This is a genomic window from Nitratireductor aquibiodomus NL21 = JCM 21793, from assembly GCF_000615975.1.
Classification (GTDB): Bacteria; Pseudomonadota; Alphaproteobacteria; order Rhizobiales; family Rhizobiaceae; genus Nitratireductor; species Nitratireductor aquibiodomus.
In genome coordinates this window covers 1-17,212 of record NZ_BAMP01000044.1, presented here as the reverse complement: position 1 = coordinate 17,212, position 17,212 = coordinate 1, and the positions used below count along the sequence as shown (strand labels likewise).

General features: G+C 60.9%; 13 protein-coding genes and 3 pseudogenes. 12 read left to right on the top strand and 4 right to left on the bottom strand.

What is annotated here, in order from left to right:
* The first annotated feature begins 172 nt into the window (after positions 1-172).
* The 4 genes and pseudogenes from JCM21793_RS25835 to JCM21793_RS13145 all read left to right on the top strand — a co-directional run bounded on the left by JCM21793_RS25835 (position 173) and on the right by JCM21793_RS13145 (position 4,028).
* Positions 173-969: pseudogene (locus JCM21793_RS25835) on the top strand (ABC transporter ATP-binding protein).
* A pseudogene (locus JCM21793_RS25830) lies at positions 966-1,993 on the top strand (FecCD family ABC transporter permease). The pseudogenes JCM21793_RS25835 and JCM21793_RS25830 overlap by 4 nt, the downstream one beginning before the upstream one ends.
* Positions 1,990-3,055, top strand: a pseudogene (locus JCM21793_RS25825) (FecCD family ABC transporter permease). The pseudogenes JCM21793_RS25830 and JCM21793_RS25825 overlap by 4 nt, the downstream one beginning before the upstream one ends.
* 13 nt (positions 3,056-3,068) lie before the next feature.
* Positions 3,069-4,028, top strand: coding sequence for an ABC transporter substrate-binding protein (locus tag JCM21793_RS13145; RefSeq protein ID WP_007007395.1), 960 nt, complete (start codon positions 3,069-3,071; stop codon positions 4,026-4,028).
* Positions 4,029-4,177: 149 nt separating this feature from the next.
* On the opposite strand, the gene JCM21793_RS13140 is transcribed toward JCM21793_RS13145, so the two are convergent.
* Entirely contained in the window at positions 4,178-6,250 is a 2,073-nt protein-coding gene (locus tag JCM21793_RS13140) for a TonB-dependent receptor (protein WP_025030672.1), read from the bottom strand.
* Positions 6,251-6,623: 373 nt separating this feature from the next.
* Here JCM21793_RS13140 and JCM21793_RS13135 point away from each other — a divergent pair, with 373 nt between their 5' ends.
* The gene (locus JCM21793_RS13135) at positions 6,624-7,394 is read left to right on the top strand and encodes an IclR family transcriptional regulator (RefSeq protein ID WP_025030671.1); all 771 of its coding nucleotides are present in this window, start codon (positions 6,624-6,626) and stop codon (positions 7,392-7,394) included.
* Positions 7,395-7,406: 12 nt separating this feature from the next.
* Here the strand turns inward: JCM21793_RS13135 and JCM21793_RS13130 are convergent, their stop codons facing one another.
* Positions 7,407-8,717, bottom strand: coding sequence for an NtaA/DmoA family FMN-dependent monooxygenase (locus JCM21793_RS13130; RefSeq protein WP_025030670.1), 1,311 nt, complete (start codon positions 8,715-8,717; stop codon positions 7,407-7,409).
* A gap of 444 nt (positions 8,718-9,161) precedes the next feature.
* Between JCM21793_RS13130 and JCM21793_RS13120 the strand changes: the two genes are divergently transcribed.
* From JCM21793_RS13120 to JCM21793_RS13095, 7 genes are all read left to right on the top strand, one after another.
* Positions 9,162-10,070, top strand: coding sequence for a LysR family transcriptional regulator (locus JCM21793_RS13120; RefSeq protein ID WP_025030669.1), 909 nt, complete (start codon positions 9,162-9,164; stop codon positions 10,068-10,070).
* 105 nt (positions 10,071-10,175) lie between these two features.
* Positions 10,176-10,847 carry a class I SAM-dependent methyltransferase gene (locus JCM21793_RS13115; protein ID WP_025030668.1) on the top strand — a complete coding sequence of 224 codons (672 nt, stop codon included), beginning with the start codon at positions 10,176-10,178 and terminating at the stop codon, positions 10,845-10,847.
* Between the two features lie 200 nt (positions 10,848-11,047).
* Positions 11,048-12,121: an ABC transporter substrate-binding protein gene (locus tag JCM21793_RS25820; RefSeq protein ID WP_051556187.1), complete on the top strand. Its 1,074-nt coding sequence runs from the start codon at positions 11,048-11,050 to the stop codon at positions 12,119-12,121.
* Positions 12,114-12,605 carry a periplasmic substrate-binding domain-containing protein gene (locus tag JCM21793_RS28280; RefSeq protein WP_051556186.1) on the top strand — a complete coding sequence of 164 codons (492 nt, stop codon included), beginning with the start codon at positions 12,114-12,116 and terminating at the stop codon, positions 12,603-12,605. The genes JCM21793_RS25820 and JCM21793_RS28280 overlap by 8 nt, the downstream gene beginning before the upstream one ends.
* 45 nt (positions 12,606-12,650) lie before the next feature.
* A complete protein-coding gene (locus JCM21793_RS13105; RefSeq protein ID WP_051556185.1) occupies positions 12,651-13,637 on the top strand; it encodes an ABC transporter permease in 987 nt (328 codons plus the stop codon).
* Positions 13,638-13,701: 64 nt separating this feature from the next.
* Complete coding sequence (locus JCM21793_RS13100) at positions 13,702-14,454, top strand: ABC transporter permease (RefSeq protein ID WP_244439750.1); 753 nt, start codon at positions 13,702-13,704, stop codon at positions 14,452-14,454.
* Positions 14,451-15,983 (top strand): ABC transporter ATP-binding protein, encoded by a 1,533-nt coding sequence (locus tag JCM21793_RS13095; RefSeq protein WP_025030665.1) that lies wholly within the window; start codon positions 14,451-14,453, stop codon positions 15,981-15,983. Before JCM21793_RS13100 ends, JCM21793_RS13095 begins: the two co-directional genes overlap by 4 nt.
* Positions 15,984-16,102: 119 nt before the next feature.
* On the opposite strand, the gene JCM21793_RS13090 is transcribed toward JCM21793_RS13095, so the two are convergent.
* Both JCM21793_RS13090 and JCM21793_RS25815 read right to left on the bottom strand, forming a co-directional pair.
* Positions 16,103-16,684, bottom strand: coding sequence for an ATP-binding cassette domain-containing protein (locus JCM21793_RS13090; protein ID WP_025030664.1), 582 nt, complete (start codon positions 16,682-16,684; stop codon positions 16,103-16,105).
* The coding region (locus tag JCM21793_RS25815; protein ID WP_202901425.1) for an ABC transporter permease at positions 16,681-17,212 on the bottom strand (532 nt) is incomplete at its 5' end. The genes JCM21793_RS25815 and JCM21793_RS13090, both read right to left, overlap by 4 nt.

Here is a 17,212-nt window from a genome sequence, read left to right as displayed (position 1 = left end):
TCCGTTTCCCATCTTCACCCTTCATTCCATTTGGGAACTGTTGCGTTCACTGCTCTGCTCACCGCAGAAGCAGATGAGAAGCGAGGCTCAGGCCGGCATCACTCTTGATATTGTGGAGTAGATTTGTCAGGTATGTGTGGTTGATCTTCGATAGCAACCACCGGTGGCCTTCTTGCTCTCCTCACACACTCTTTCGGTTTCTTACGGCCCCAAGGGCGCGCGTGTTCTGGACGGCTTTTCAGCGGGTTTCGCCCATCGGCGTTTCACCGCTCTTGTGGGGCCGAACGGCTGCGGAAAGTCCACCTTTCTCAAAACGGTGATGGGGTTCCTGAAGCCGGTTTCCGGAGAGGTGACGCTGGATGGACAGCCCATTGCCGGCATCGGCCGGCGCGCGCTTGCGCGCCGCATCGCCTATCTGCCACAGGAAAACTTCTGCCCCGACTATCTGAGCGTCGGAGAACTGGTGGAACTGGGCGGTTATGCACGCTATTCGCTCTTTGGCGGACCGAGCGATGCCGACCGCAAGGCATTCCTCAATGCGCTCGCGACGGTCGGCCTCTCTGATATGGGGCATCTCCCGGTGAACAGGCTTTCGGGCGGGCAACGGCAGCGCGCCTGGATCGCATGGTGCTGGCGCAGGACGCCGACATCATCCTTCTGGACGAACCGGTCAACCATCTCGATCTGCGCTTTCAGTATTCGGTGCTGGAGCTGGTGCGCGACCTCACGATCCAGCGGGGCAAGACGGTGATTTCCGTTCTTCACGACCTGAACCTCGCCGCGACATTCGCCGATGACGTGGTCATCATGCGGGAAGGGCGAACCATTGCCAACGGCCCGACGGAACGGACCATCACGCGCGAAAACGTGATGGCTGCGTTCGAGATCGAGGCGGACGTTTTCGCGCGCGACGGACGCATCGTTTGTCTGCCGGAGCCAAAGCGAACACAACAGGCTCTGGCTTCATGACCATGCGAACCGGCTTGCCGGTCGGCTTAGCCCCCGCCGGCGCAGTGTTGATCCTTGTGGCCGCGTTCCTGGGCAATCTCTCTCTTGGTGCGACGTCGATTTCGCCACGCAGCGTTGTCGAGGCTCTGCTGTTCTTCGATCAGGAGGATTTCGACCATTTCATCGTGGTCTATCAGCGTCTCCCGCGCGCTCTGATCGCGATGTTCGTGGGGGCTGTCATGGCGTGCGGCGGATGCGTTCTTCAGGGTCTCACGCGCAATCCGCTGGCATCCCCGTCTCTTCTCGGTGTCAGTTCGGGAGCGACGCTTTTTGTCATCGCGGGTATATTCCTGCTCGACATACCGCTCGCCTGGCAGGGCGTCGCCGCAATCGTGGGCGGTCTTTTCGGTTTTGTCATTTGCCTCTTCGTGACCCGTCTCACCGGAATGTCGCGCGATCCGCGTGGACTGGGTCTCATCCTCTCCGGAGCCGTACTTTCGATGCTTTACTCCGGGCTCGCCAACGCGCTTCTTCTTGCAAGCCCCTCACGTCGCAGCGAGTTTTTGAGCTGGGTGAGCGGCAACATCAATCACGCCTATGCCGATCGGCTTTATAGTTTCTGGTGGCTGGGCGCGATCGGTGTGGCGCTTCTCTTCTTTCTCGCACGCCCGCTGACGCTGGTCATGCTCGGTCGGGAGAAGGCGGCTTCCGCCGGTGTCGATGTCGAGCGTGTCAGGTTCATCGCCCTGGCGGCGGTCGTGGTCTCGGCCAGCGCTGCGGTCGCGGTGTGCGGCCCCATCGGGTTTGTCGGTCTAATCGTGCCACATATGGTGCGGCCGTTCGCGGGGGCTGCATTCAAGAAGGCCCTGCCGGCCAATGCGGTGCTGGGGGCGGCAACCTGCCTTCTGGCCGACCTTGCCGCACGGACAGCTTTCACGCCTTTTGTTTTGCATACGGGGATCATGATGGATCTCCTCGGCGGGATGCTTTCGCGATCATCGTCAAGCGCTGTTACCTTTCACCCGGCGCGAGGACGGCGCTGTGACGGTGATTGCACAGGGTCTTGACCGGCGTCTGGCGCTTTTCCTGCCTGGCGGGCTGAAAATCCGCCTTGTGGATCTGAGCGCCTTTTGCGGTCTGCTGCTTGCCACGCTTGCAATGCTGGCTTTCTCACTCTCGGTGGGCACCACCGACCTCGGGCCTCTGGCCATCGTCCGCGCGCTCGTGAGCGGCCCCGGCGGCAGCGATGCCGCATTCGCCATCTGGGATGTGCGTCTGCCGCGCATTCTCATGGGGCTGATGGTCGGCTGGTGCATCGCGCTGACCGGGGCGATGCTGCAATCCCTGTCTCAGAATCCTCTCGCCGATCCGGGGTTGCTGGGCCTGAGCCAGGGGTCGCTGACCACGATCATGATCGCGCTGGTGTTTTTCCCGGCGTTTCCGCAAGCGGTTCTGCCGCTCGCCGCGCTCGCCGGCGGGCTCGCCGTGGGGTGCTTGCTGATCGCCTGGTGGGAAGAAGCAATGCCAGTGGCATGAGCATTCTCCTCATGGGCATCGCGATTGAAACCAGCCTTTCCTCCATCACGACAATCCTTGTGCTCTATACGCCTCCGGAGGTATCGCAGGCGCTTGGAGACTGGATGGCGGGTTCGCTGTTTCGCTCGTCGTGGAGCGCTTTGGCGGCTTTCATGCATGGTGTGTCGTCAGCCTGCCGATCATTCTCTTTCTGGGCCGAAGGTTGCGCAGCTACGACCTTGGCGACCAGATGGCCATGGCTCTTGGAGAACCGGTGCGCTATTCCAAGCCGCTGATCCTTCTTGCCGCCGTGCTTCTGACATCCGCGTCGGTAACGGCTGTCGGCCCGCTGGTCTTTCTCGGCATCATGGCGCCGCACATCGCCAATTTCATCGCACCGGCTTCAGGCAGGGCACGCCTCGTTCTCTCGGCCATGGTTGGTGGTCTTCTCGTGATCGCCGCCGATGCCCTGACGCGCGCGCTTATAGGCGAAATCGCGATGCCGACCGGGTTGAGCATCGTGCTGATTGGCGTTCCCGTTTTCATCGTCACATTGCGGCTGCGCGCCCTGGCGCGGCGCGCCATCCATTGAGGAAGGACACTCCATGAGAAGGTTTGCAACAATTTGCGCAGCGCTGATGCTTGGCACATCCGCTCTGGCCCAAACGAAGCAGGTGACCGACGATGCCGGGCGCTCCGTGGAGATACCGGTGGAGCCGAAACGCATTGTCGCTTTGCACGAACCGCTGATCGGTCTGCCCATGATGGAGCTGGGGCTGAATGTCGTCGCCCTCTATGGCCGCGCGAAGAACGGTGAAACGCTCATGGACATCGACTTCGTCGAGGGCGTTTTCGGCATCAGTGCAGCGGAGAAGGGCTTGACCGGCATCGGCGCCATCGGTGATGTCGATCTTGAACTCGTTCGCTCGCTGAAGCCCGACCTTATGGTCGGCATCACACAGCAACAGCGGCTTGCAGAGACGTTTTCGAGCATCGCGCCCGTCTATTTGCAGGACTTCGCGTCCGACGCGGTGACAGGCTTCGCGGTGGAGAAGAAAATCGCGGCCGCGCTTGGTCGCGAAGACACGTATGCCCGGCTGGAAGCCGACTATCGCAGGCGCGTTGACGAAGTGCGTGCAACCCTGCCGCAGGGCGATGAGGACAAGACCTATCTTGCCGTCATCGTCTTCGACCAGATCAACGTCCTGCGCAACAAATCAGGCGCTGTTCAGGCGCTTGAGGACCTTGGATACAGCCGCGCTGCGCTGCCCGATACGGATGACAGAAACGAACACGGCCTTGGGTTCATGGCCCCGTTGAACTCGGAGACTTTTGTAAAACTCGATCCCGACATTCTGGTCATTATGAACGGCTATATGAGCACCGAACAGGGCGAGGCGGCGGTGCGCAAGAACCTCGATGCACTGGCTCCGGGTTGGGATCGCTTCATGAAAGCGGCAAAGGAAAAGCGGATCGTGTTCGCCAATTCGATAGCCGTTGCAACGCCAACGATCGCCAGCGCCCGGCATATGCTGGACAGTATCGAGGAATGGTCCCGGCAGTAAAAAAGGCGGCCCGTTCCGGAGCCGCCTCAGGCACTTCGTTTGTTGAGCCCGGCGCCGGAAAGAGCGCCGGGATTTTTGTCACATCGGTTGCTGGAGCATCGGCCGAAACAACGAAGCCTGTTCTCGATCCGCTGCCCCATCAAGACGGGTCAGAACTGCCCGCGCACGCCGATGCCGAATTCGCGGGGGCGAACGACGGAGCCGCTAAGGCTGCCGCGGAAGTTGGAGATACTCGTCGGTGACGTGTCGTTGAAGATGTTCTTCACATAACCGAAGACTTCAAACTCATCGCGGGGCTTGTAGCTGACCTGTGCGTTGGCGACCGTGTAGGGTTCGATCTTGAACTGCGGATCGTTTTCGCTATCGGAGAAATAGCTTCCCACATGCCGCAAATCGGCATTGACCGCCCATTGTTCGGTAATGTCCCAGTTCGCGCCGATGGAGAAGCTGTAGCGCGGCGAACGTTCGAACTCCTTGCCTTCGAAGTCAGCCGCCGAGTTGGTGAATTCGACAACCTCGGTTCGCAGCAATCCGGCAGACCCATAGATCTGGAACGCGTCGTTGAAGCGATACGTCCCGCCCACTTCCAACCCGTAGCTGCGTGCGCGTTCCGCATTGACGGTCACGCTTTCAGGGAAAACGGAGGAGATGAAGTTGATGACGTTGCGCTGTGCGTCACGGTGGTCGGTGTAGAAGAGATTGCCGGTCAGCGTCAGGCGATCGTCCAGAAGATTGGCGCGGCCGAAAAGCTCGTAGTTCCAGGCTGTCTCCTGCTGAAATGGCACCGCGATGTTGGTGCGGCTGCGCAGGCTCACGCCGCCCGGGTTGTAGCCTCGGCTGACCAAACCTCCAATGACGATATCCGGCGTGACCTTGTAGGAGACTGAGAGTTTTGGCAGAAGAGCGCCGAAATTCTCCTGATAGTCATGCGTGGAACCCGTCGGCAGAGCAATCAGACGCTCCACCTTGTCGTATTGGTAGCGCAGCCCGCCGGTTACAGACCAGCGGTCGGTGATGTCATAGGTGAGTTCCGAGTAGACACCCAGACTGGTTTTCGTGTCATCGAAGTCGTAGTCACCCAAAAGGTTCATGTACTCGTCGGACACGACCTGCCGCGCGAACAGGCCCAGAACACCGGTGAGGCGTCCATCCATGGCTTCGAATGTCGCGCGGGTTTCGTTGGACACGTCGGTCTGGTCGAGCGTCACCGTACCCAGATTGGCAATGCGATAACGCCGTTCGATATCGGCCTGCGAATACTGAAACTGGTTGAACAGGGTGATGCCGTTGTCCATTTCGTAGCTGACATCGGCAATCACGGCATCCGACTTGATAGGCCAGCCGACCACGGCATCCGCCGTGCTTTCCCAATTGTCGAAAGGAAAGCTGACACTCTCTGCCTGCGGGCCGTTCGATTCTGAATGAGAATAAGTCAGTTTCGCTTCCAGGCCCGGCACCGAAGAGGGGGTCCACAGGAGCTTGAAGCGGCCGTTGCGGATCAGAATGTCCGTCTCCGCGTCGCCGGGATCGAAAGTGGGGTTCACGAAGTCGACATAGGTGTCGCGGTCGAAGTAATCGAGTGCCAGACGCGCCGCCAGCTCATCCTCGATGATCGGGCCCGAGAACGCCACGGATGCCCGCTTCATATTGTTGCTGCCATATATGACCTGATAGGCGGCCTCAGGTGTAAATGTGGGATCCTTGGTGTTGACGATGATCGCGCCGGCAATGCTGTTGGCGCCCTGCGACGTGGTCTGTGGCCCGCGGAAAACTTCAACGCTTTCTACATCCCAGAGAGACGATGTTCCGAAATAGAGCTCGTTGAAGCTCAGATAGCGCCCATCGACATTGAGGGTTGCACGCGGAACCGTGCCGGCTGTGAACGCCCCTACGCCCCGGTTCGGGCCTTCCGTTGCCTGACCGCGAATGACAGGCGCGCCCGTGTCCCCCGGCATGTGCACATTGGCCATCCCGTCAATGATCTCTTTGACGCTCTTGCCCGGCGCTTTTTTCTTTAACTGTTCATCGCTGACGACCTCGACCGAGGAAGCGGTATCGAAGACGCTGCGCTCCACCCGCTCGCCGGTCACCATCAGGGTTTCGAGAACGGTAAAGTTCGATATCGTATCGGCTTCCTGAGCCTGTACCGATAACGCATTTGCGACGAGAATTGAAAGCGCGCTGGCGCCCTGCATCAAGGGTCGCTTGATCGTGATTGACATGGAATGCCCCCGGATTGCCATGAAGAATGCTGGCTGGGGAAAACCGTGGCTCGCATGGATTGGAAGATCGTTCCACAATAAAGAACACATTCCACCGGTCAATCATTCCTATGGAAATTGCGTGCCAGCGAGGCGGTCTCGAGCGCCAAAGTGAAATCATTGTGACATGAAAGGCACAGTTTTGATGGTCCGAAACATGGGCGGAATGGACGGCTTGGCGCCAGTCATGCGACACTGTTTTATCACGCTGACTGCTGTTCCAAGTCTTTGAAAACAGAATGGGTTCTGGCAGACTGCCGCTTCATTTCCGGATGAATTGACTGACGGCCATCAGGCGGAAAACGGGTTATGTCGCGGGGGATTAGCGAACACTATGTCATTGAGCGACGCAGAACCCGGACAGCGGGAAAAACGTGCCGGGACGATACAATCGGTATCGATCGCAATGCGTTTTCTGAAAATTCTTGCCGATGCAGAAACGCCTCTGCCTCTGGGCGAACTGGCAAAACGCGCAGGCACGGGAAACTCTTCCGCACACCGCTATCTGCAAAGCCTGGTCAAGGAAGGGCTTGCCGATCAGGACGCCCTGAGCGGCAGATACGATCTGGGGCCGCAGGCGCTCAATATCGGCATCGGCGCGCTGCGCCGCATCGACCCGGTGGAGGCGGCGACGCAACGGGTAAAACAGCTTGCCGCCGAGATGACAACGGCATGCGGCATCGTGATCTGGACCGATCGCGGCCCGACTGTCGTGCGCTGGTTCAAGAATGCGCGGTTCACGATCAGCACGGTCAGCCTCGGTGATGTTCTTCCGCTCGACAACTCGGCCTGCGGATTGGTGTTTCAGGCCTATCTAACACCGCAGGAGATTGCCGTGGCGCGGGAAACCCAGCCCGACATGGTTCGTGGAACCCCGCCGACTGAAACCAGGCTTGAAGAGGTTCGCCGGGAAGGCGGTGCCGAACTGAGCGAGCATCTTTTCTCCGCGCTCACGGGCAAGGCGGCTCCAGTGTTCGATGCACAGGGAGAACTCGCCTGCGTCTTGTCGACGGTGTCGCTTCTGGAGAACGCTGCCAACGAAAAGCACCGCGAGGCGTTGTTTCTGGCAGCGCGCGATGTCTCGCTCGGCACACCGCCGGCATAAACCGGCTCCTGCTTATGAAAGTCCGAGATGCTCCCGCAGCGTCGATCCGCTGTAGTCTTTGCGGAAAAGCCCGCGCTCGACGAGCATCGGGACCATCTCATCGAAAAACAGGTCGACCGATTGACTGGAACCGCCCGGAAGAGCGATGAAGCCATCCATCGCACCTTCGCGAAACCAGTCCTCCACATCGTTGACCACATCCTCGACGGTGCCCAGTGAAACCCAATGGGCCGATCCGACCACTTCGGGGCGGGCAAGCAGCACCTCCACGGTGGGTTGCTCGCGCTCGATATAGCGGCGCAGAAGGTCGGCATGGGTTCTGCTGCGAACGGGCCTGTCCGGATTGGGCAGCATATCCGGTGTCACCCGCCGGTCCGCTTCAACCCCGGTAAGATCAAGGCCGAGCACGGATTTCACGGAATCGATGCGCTTCTGCGTGTCGTAAAAGGCATGGGCCGCGCGGTGCATCTCGAAAGCCTCTTCACGCGTCTTTCCAAGAAAGAAGTAGAGGCCGGGAAGAACGCGTACCGCATCCGCTGGCCGACCCTGCGCCACTGCGCGTTTTTGCAGGTCGCTTCTCAGGTCAATGCCGGCGTGGATGTCGGGTGTGGCTGCAAAGATCGCGTCGGCCACCGATGCCGCAAAATTGCGCCCCGTGTCGGATGCTCCGGCCTGAAAGAGCGGCGGCGGGCCGGCGCGGTGTCCGGGCACGTTAAGCGGGCCTTTGACGCTGAAATGATCGCCTGTGTAATCGATAGGGGCAGCCTTCTTTTCCTCGACACCCGCCTCATAGCAAAGGGCCTCATAGGGATAGCTTTGCCACAATTGGCGAACGATCTCGGTGGCTTCCTCGGCCTTGGCGTAACGCTCCTGCGGCGAGGGCATTTCCGCCAGTCCGAAGTTTTCCGCGCCTTCGATCGAGGTGACGATGTTCCAGCCCGCACGCCCGTCGCTCAACCAGTGCAGCGACTGAATCTGCCTTGCCATGACATAGGGCGGATTGAAGGTCGTCGACGCCGTTGTGACCAGACCGATCCGGTCTGTCTCACGCGCGAGCGTGGCGAGCATCAATGTCGGGTCGAGTCCCACAAAGCCGGAGGATTTTCCGACCATCGCGGGGTTGTGGTTGAGCGTATCGGGCTTGAACACGAAGTCCAGCTTCGCCGCTTCCGAGCGCTTCGCCAAATCGGTGTAAAACGCGACCGTGTCCTTTTGCTCAACGGTCCCGTCTTCCCTTGTGAAGTCTTTTCCGCGCAGCCATGTCGCCGTGAGGCTGAAGCCGATGCATAAATGTCTTCTTCCCGTTTCAATTCTATCGCTCATGATGAAAGCCCCTCTGCAAGTTCAAACCTGTTCTGCTGATCGCTTGATCAGGAGGAAACGCCGTCCGTCTTGCGGGCGCTGTACTGTTCGTAGGCCTCGCGCGCTGCCTGATGTTCGCGCATGAGGGTTGCGGCGACGGCCGTGCTGCGGAAGGTGGATGACATGATGTTTCCTGTATGCGCTAGAGATGCGCTGAATTAATTTAGACTTGAATTATCATATTTTCTGACGTTTACGCGCGAACGTCAATAAGGCGAGGCCCATCCAGTGGCAGATCGCGGCTTGTCTACTCGTACAATTGCGGTTAGGCCTGTGACTTCGAGTGAGGATGAAAACAAGCTCGGCGCTTTGCAGGGAGCGTGGCCGTGAGGTAGCGCTGGTACCGATTGAGATCGTGCGCGTGCGTTCTGCTCGATCTCGAAAACAGCCAACAGACGAAACTGCATGTCCCATCCCGATCTGAACCTTCTTATCGCGCTGGACGCGCTCTTGAGCGAAGGCAGTGTGGCGGCGGCTGCAAGGCGGCTGAATCTCAGCCCCTCGGCCACCAGCCGGGCACTTGCCCGTCTCAGGGAAACCACCGGCGACCCACTGCTCGTACAGGCCGGGCGCAGGCTGGTGCCGACGCCCAGGGCGCTGGAACTGCGAGAGACGGTCGGGGCGCTGGTGGAAGATGCGCAGACCATGCTGAGGCCGCAGGAAAATCTGGACCTTGGCCGGATCGAGCGTGATTTCACCCTCAGGACCAGTGACGGCTTTGTCGAGAATTACGGTCCGGCGCTGATCGCCCGCCTTGGGGCCGATGCGCCGGGGTTGCGGCTGCGTTTCGTTCTTCGGCAAGGCGCGGACAACAGTGGCCTTCGCAACGGTCATATCGATCTGGAAACCGGTGTCGTCAATGCGTCGATGGGGCCGGAATTTCGCACGCAGGCGCTGTTTCGAGACCGCTTTGTCGGCGCGATGCGTGCGGACAGTGCCGTGGCAGAGGACATTGCTTCCGCCAAAGGCTATGCGATGCGCCGCCATGTCGATATTGCGCGCCATGTGGCCGGTTGCGAACATCCGCACGCACCGATTGACGATGCGCTTGCACTGCTCGGCCTCAGGCGCAATGTTGCCGTTATCGTGGGCGGTTTTTCAAGCGTTCTTGCGCTGGCGCGCGAGACGGATCTGGTCGCCACGGTGCCGGATCGCCATACGGCCAATCTGCGCCATGGCCTGAACACGTTCGAACTGCCGTTTCCAAGCCCGCAGGTGACCGTTTCCATGCTCTGGCACCCGAGGCTGGAGAACGATCCACTGCACCGCTGGGTCAGGCAGTGTCTCAAAGAGACGTGCGCCCGAACCGTTTGAAGGGTGCATGACATGCACGGGCGGCATGCGTGCGCCGCGCCTGTTGCCGGGATGTTTCCATCGCTAGTTTCGCGGCTGAAACGAAGCGACAAGTGGAACCGAACCATGACCGACGCCGGAAAGTCTACCGCCACCTCTCCCCACCAGCCGGACACCCGGCGAAAGCCGACCCTTAGCCGTGAAGACTGGAACAAGCGCTACCGTGCGACGGACAGCCTCTGGGGTGCAAGGCCGAACCGGGCTTTCGTTGCCGAAGCCGAGGCGCTTGCACCCGGCCGTGCACTGGATCTTGGGGCAGGACAAGGCCGCAACGCGCTCTGGCTCGCGGAACGCGGATGGAATGTGCGGGCGCTCGACCTGTCCGATGTCGCCATCGACAGGGCAAGGCAGGCGGCAAACACACTCGGTCTTTCCGACCGGTTCGATGCAGAAGCGGTGGATCTGCGCAGCCATGTTCCGGAAGCGCGCCGATACGATCTGGTTGCGATGATCTATTTTCACATTCCCTCCGCCGATCTTGCCCCGGTGCTCAAGCAAGCCGCCGCCGCCGTCGCCGAGGGCGGGACCTTCCTTCTCGTGGGGCATGATCTCAGCAATCTCACCGAGGGATATGGCGGCCCGCAAAGCCCCGATTTCCTCTATACCGCGCAGCTGGTTTCGGACGCGATTGGCGCAGAGCTGAAAATTGAGCGGGCGGAGCGCATTGCCCGGCCTGTCAACACGGATGCGGGCGAACGCATTGCCTATGATTGCCTGGTCCGGGCGCATCGCCGGTAAATCCCCGTCGCTGCCCCTGCACTTTATTCGTGCGCCGCATGCATGAATGAAGTGCAGGAGACGCGTGTTTTGCAAACATGAGAATTTGAGTAATGTTTTTATGTGTTCGCGCTTCGCGCAACACGTCTCATTCCAACTCATTCCCGAGAGCGGCAAGTTCGCACAGCCGCCCATCGGGATCGCCTAATGCGGGGGCTGCCATGTCGAGAATTCTGACCACCTTTCTTGCAATGGGCCTATCTCTTCCCGCCATAGCAGGTCTGCACACCACGCTGGCGCAGGCAGCGGACGAACGGGTTGTCATCGCCGACGACGATCCGGATTGGGGCCTGCCGGCGCCTTATCTTCAGGGACGCGGCGGTATGGGCTACATCCTGACATCCTGGGTGTTCGACAATCTTGTCGGGCAGGATGCCAAAGGCGATCCGGCGCCGGAGCTCGCGCGGGAATGGAAGCGCTCCCCCGACGGATTGAGCTTCGATCTGACGCTCGATGAAGCCGCGCGCTGGCATGACGGTGAGGATGTCACATCCGCCGACGTGGCCTTTACCTTCGACTATATGCGAACCAATCCGCACGTTTTCGTTTCGCTGGCCAATGTCGCTGGAACCGAGATCCTCGACGAGGACCGCATTCGCATCACGCTGAGCGAACCCGACGCCGGTTTCGAGGCGGGGGTGCTGATGGGGCTGCCCATCCTGCCGCAGCATATCTATGAAGGCCGCGAAAATCCGAGGCGCTTCACCGATGACGCCGCGCTTACCGGCAGTGGGCCTTTTCGTCTGGTCTCTCATGACCGGGCACAAGGGCGTTATGTTCTCGCTGCCGTAGAGGATTACTACAGGGGTGCCCCGCGCTTCGGGGAACTGCTTGTGGTGAAGATGTCTTCCGAGGCGGCGATAGAAGCCATTCGCGCCGGTGAAGTCGATGTGATGACCTCCGTTCCCTTTCGGCTGATCGACCGCGCCCGGAAGGCGGGGCTTTCCATAATCGAATCCGCGGCGGGCCATCCGGCGAAGCTTCGCTTCGAACACGAAGGGGTTTTCGCGGATGTGCGGCTTCGGCAGGGGCTTGCCCATGCCATCGACCGCGCGACGCTGGCGAAGATCGCCTATCGCGGCGGAGCCGTGCCGGCAAACCTCGGTTATCTTCAGGATGGATCACGATGGTTCAACCGGAAGGGGTTGCATCCTATCCGCCCGATGCCGAACGCGCGGCGGCGCTTTTCTCCCAACCGGCTGGGCGCGTGGCGACGATGGCTGGTGGATGCGTGATGGCGAACCGGTGACGCTGCGCATCATCACACAAGGGCGCGAAGAGCGGCTGGCAGTGGTGCTGGTGGATCAGCTGGAGGCGTTTGGCATCGGCGCGGAGCTTCGTGTGCTTGAGTCCGGCGCGTTCCGTGAAGCGGTGGATGCTCGCGATTACGATCTGGCCCTGGCGATCGGCAGCACGATGGGCGATCCTTCTACGGTTCGGGAGCGGGTGTTTGGCATGAAGCGGAACAATGAGCGGTTTACCGGCGATGGCCGCTTGCGCGCGCTGGCGGACGCGCAGGCACGCAGCCTCGACCCGACCGAACGGGCCGAGCTTTTGCATCAGTTTCAGGAAGCCTATGCCGAGGAACTGCCGACCATCATGCTGGTGAACACCGTCTGGGCTGCAGCACATGGACCGCGTGTAACACCGTTTTTCTTCCCGGATGGTGTTGCTGTTGGCATTCCCGTGGCCGTCCACAAATACACTTTCCTGAAATGACGAAGCTGGCGGCGGGCAAAGCCTGCCGCCGTCCGGGAAAGTGCTATGCCTGCGATGAATCCCACCTTTGCGGCCTATCTGCTGCGCGGCCTCGCCGCGCGGCTTGTGGTGTTTGGCCTTGTGTTCGTTCTCATGTCGGTGCTGCCCCGGCTTTTGCCTGGCGATACATTCGACAGTCTGATGGCGTCCGATCTGGTGCTTGGGCTCGATGCCGGCACGGAGGCGGCGCTGCGCGAACGCATGGGTCTTTCGGGAGGTCTGTGGCAGCAGGTCGGGGCGGAGACCTTTGCCGCCTTGCGTGGCGAACTTGGCTTTTCGCTGATCCACGGTGCGCCAGTCGCTGACATTCTTCTGGGTGCCTTACCATGGACCGGCCTTCTGGTGATGCTTGCCGTGCCGCTTTTTCTGGCCATGGGGCTGGCAACCGGGATCGAGGCCGGACGTGCGCCGGGCTCGCGCATGGACCGCGCGATCACGCTCGGCATGAGTGTTCTCGCCAGCATTCCGTCCTTTGTCATGGCCGTCTTTCTGCTGCTCCTGTTTGGCATTGTTTGGCCGGTTCTGCCTTCTGCCGGGGCGGAGCCCGTCATACCGGCAGCGGACCCGCTGGAACGGCTTGTCGCCATTGCGCGCCATGCGCTTTTGCCGGCCATCGCGCTTTCGACGCACGAACTCGTGCGCTATTTCTTTATTCTTCGGTCTGAAACCATTCTGGTGTCGCGGCGGGCCTTTCTCTTCAATGCCCGTGCGCGTGGCATTGGCGGTTGGCGCGAACGGTGCGACTATTTCGGGCGCAATCTCATGGCCGTCGTCTTTGCGCGTCTTGGCCAGTCCATCGCCACGCTCTTGAGTGCAGCGCTCTATGTCGAGGTGATCTTTGCTTATCCCGGCATCGGTCGTCTCATGTATCAGGCGGTACTCGACCGTGACTATCCGCTGTTGCGTGGAGCCATCGCGGTTCTGGCCATACTCGTTCTGCTGCTCAACTGGATATTCGATGCGCTTACCGAGGCGCGGGCGCGGCGGGGCTGAGGAAATGCGCTTTCGGTTTTCTTCAGGTGCATGTTTTAGCGCAGCCGCCCTTGCGGCGGGGGCGGTGTTCCTGGCGTTGGTCATGTTTCTGCCACCCTATGTGACCGGGCCAGACACGCTTTCCCCGCCGGGGCGTGAACACTGGCTCGGCACCAATGACATCGGGCAGGATGTGTTGACCGGTTTGCTGCGTGCTGCACCGACCACGGTCGGCCTCGCGCTGATTATTGCCGCGTCTGCGCTCTTGATCGGGTTTCTTCTGGCGGCAATCGCAGCGGGCTTGCGCGGGCTTGCCGGCGGGCTGGTCCTGCGCATTGCCGATGTTATGGAGATCATTCCCTCAATTCTGATCCTGCTGCTCTTTGCGGCGTGGGTGAAGCCGGATGCCTGGGGACTGGTTCTCCTGATAGCGCTCACCACATGGCATGATGATGTGCGCCCGCTGCGTGCCATTCTTTTGCGGGAGCTGTCTCGCGAGAACGTAGCGCTGGCGCGCCTTATGGGCGCGTCATGGCCCTATCTTTTGGTGCGGCACGTCGCTCCGGCGCTCTGGCCGACGCTCGCCGCCATTTATGTCCAGAACGCGGTTCAGGCGGTGATGCGGGTGACGGGTCTGTCCTTTCTGGGTCTGGTCGACCCGCGTCTTCTCACTTGGGGCGGTATGATACAGGACGCCGTGGACTATCTGCACGAGCCGGCCTGGGTCTGGCTCCTTCTTCCACCCGCCTTCTGTCTTTCAGCCTTTCTCTTCGTGCTGCTTGGCATCGGCCGCAGACTGGAAGAAAGCGCAGCGGGCGTGCGAGGGCAAACGTTGTGATCCAACTCGAAGGTGCAGGCGTGCGGACCGGGGAAACCGTTCTGCTTCAGGATTTGACGCTTTGCGTGGCGCGCGGCGAGACGCTGCTTCTCATCGGCCATTCGGGTGCGGGAAAGAGCAGTCTTGCAAGACTTCTGGCGGGCTTTCTGCCGCCTGCCATCCATACCTTTTCGGGTTCGGCGCGCGTGGCGGGTGTCGACGTGATGCGCGCGTCCGCATCCGAAATGTCGCGCCTGCGCGGACGCCGGATCGGCCTCATCATGCAGGGGCTGGCAGACGCGCTCAACCCGCAGATGACGGTTCGTGCGCACATCGCCGAAATGTTGGCCATACACCAATGTTTCGGGGTGACGCCCGAACAGGTCTGCGCCGGAGGCAACATTCCGGAACACCTGCTCGACCGTCGCCCCTTGGGCCTGAGCGGCGGTGAAATTCAACGGCTTTTGACCGCGCTGGCGCTCATCCCCCGGCCGGACTGCCTCATCCTCGACGAGCCCACAGCGGCGCTCGACAACGTCAACCGCCGCCTGGCGCGTGACGCGATCGCACAGGGGCGTGAAAAGCGTGCGCAAATTCTGATAACGCATGATCCAGCCTTCTTCGCGCCGATTGCCGACCGGGTCGCCGTTCTCGACCGGGGGCGGATCGTTGAAGAGGGGGCAGTGCATGACGTGCTGACCTCACCGCGCCACGCGGCTACGCGCGCACTTCTGCGGCTGCCGAAGCCAAAGGCAACGAAGCGAGCCCGGAGCGCGGGCCAACCGGTTGCGCTGAACGTGTCAGGGCTCTGCCATCACCATGGGGCCCGTTGCGTGCTCCATGATCTGAGCTTTTCCGTTCCGGCAAAGGCCTGCCTTGCGATACGGGGCGAGAGCGGTGCTGGCAAATCGACGCTTGCACGCCTCCTGATCGGCCTCGAAGCTTTGCAACAGGGTGAGATACGCCATATACGGAAGGCTTCCGGCGCCCGGACTGTCGGTTATCTCTCGCAGCATCCAGGCCGTTCCATCCCCGGCCATTTCACGGTTTCGGGCACGGTGTCCGAGGCAATGCGTCTGGTGGCTCGAGGGACCGTCCGGGAGCGCATCTCAACCCATGAAGTGCAACGCGCGGTGGAAACGGTGCTAAAGAAGGTCGGGCTTAGCGCGGAAACTGATTTTCAAAATCGGCGTATCCGCACGCTTTCCGGCGGTGAGGTCCAGCGCGTGGCGCTTGCGCGCGCTCTTGTGCAGCGCCCGCGATTGCTCGTCGCCGATGAACCGACCTCGGCGCTTGATGTTCAATCGCAAACCCATGTGGAGAAAGCCATCGCTCTGGCCATGTCGGAATGGGGCATGTCCGTTGTTCTGTTTTCCCATGATGGGGAACTGATTGCGCGCATGGCTGATACCATCATGACCCTTGAAGGCAGGGGGGTGATGACAGAGGAAAGTGCATCGCCTCCAGGCGAGGGCGTTGTTGAGCGAAGTTTTCAGGAGTTAGAGTCTACCGGCGATGATTGTCTCGATCAAAACCACTGGCGGGACTGATCTGACACCGGCAAACTGGCCCAGCCACGCTGCGTCAGCGAACTGGTGAGGCGCCTCAAAGTCGTTCTTGATCTCATGTGCTCTTCGACCACGTCAGATTAGCGCGCTACCTCATGCTCCTAGGCAAGACATATTCCTTTGGCGTTTGCTGAAAGCAGTCTTGCGGGATCGTGGCTGATCTCGATCAGTGCCAGCCCGTCTCGGTTTGCCCGCTCGAAGACCAGATCGCGCACCACCTGCCAGACCCGTGTGTCGAGCCCGCCGAACGCTTCGTCCAGAAGCAGGATATCAGGCCGCGCGAGGAGCGCCCGGAGGAGGGCGACCCGCTGTGCCTGACCTTTGGAGAGGCTGGCGGCGGATTTGTCAGCCAAGTCTGGAATGTTGACCGCATCGAGCATGCTCCGAGCCTCTCTCCCGGCGTCGGGGGCGATGAAGAGCAGGTTTTCCAGAACGGAAAGCCGTGGCAGCAGGCGGGGCTCGGCAAATGCCATGCCTGTGTTTTGTGGCAGGGCGAGAACGCGTCCGGTCGTGGGGCGCTCAAGCCCGGCGATCATCCGCATCAGACTGGTTTTCCCGGAACCGCTCGGACCGGTGAGACGAAGATTGTCGCCTTTGCGGATGGTCAGCGAGAGATCGCTGAACACGGGTTCGCAGCGACCTGGAAACTGCAAACCGGCTTTCTCGGCGGCGAAAAGGATCATGACCGTTTCCTTTCCCGCAAGAGAGAGGTCAACCCGGCTTCGGCCAGACCGATCAGGGCAAGAATTATCAGGACAAGGGCGAAAAGGCGGTCGGTTTGCAACCAGCTCTGCGCCGACTGCACCGCTGACCCCAGCCCTTCGGCACCCGACAGCAGCTCGGTCAGAAGAGTGACGCGCAGTGCATTCGCAAGCGCGATGCGCAGGGCGGGGCCGAGCGCCGTCCATACGGCCGGCAACACGATGCGGTGAAGCCGGCGCGCCGCCGGAACGCGGAAAACGCGCGCCATTTCGGCAAGCTGCCTGTCGATGGCCGACATGCCTTCAGCCGTGGCAAGCTGAAACACAGGCAGCAAAAGCGCTGCCACGGTCAGGATGACCGTCACGGTTCCGCCATCGAACCAGAGGATGCAGAGTATGGCGAGGATCGGTGCCGGCATCCCCATCAGGATCAGGCGCAGCGGTGCAAAAAATGCCGAGACGGCCGGCCAGCGCCAGCAAGCAGGCCGAGCGGTGCACCGACCGCAAAGG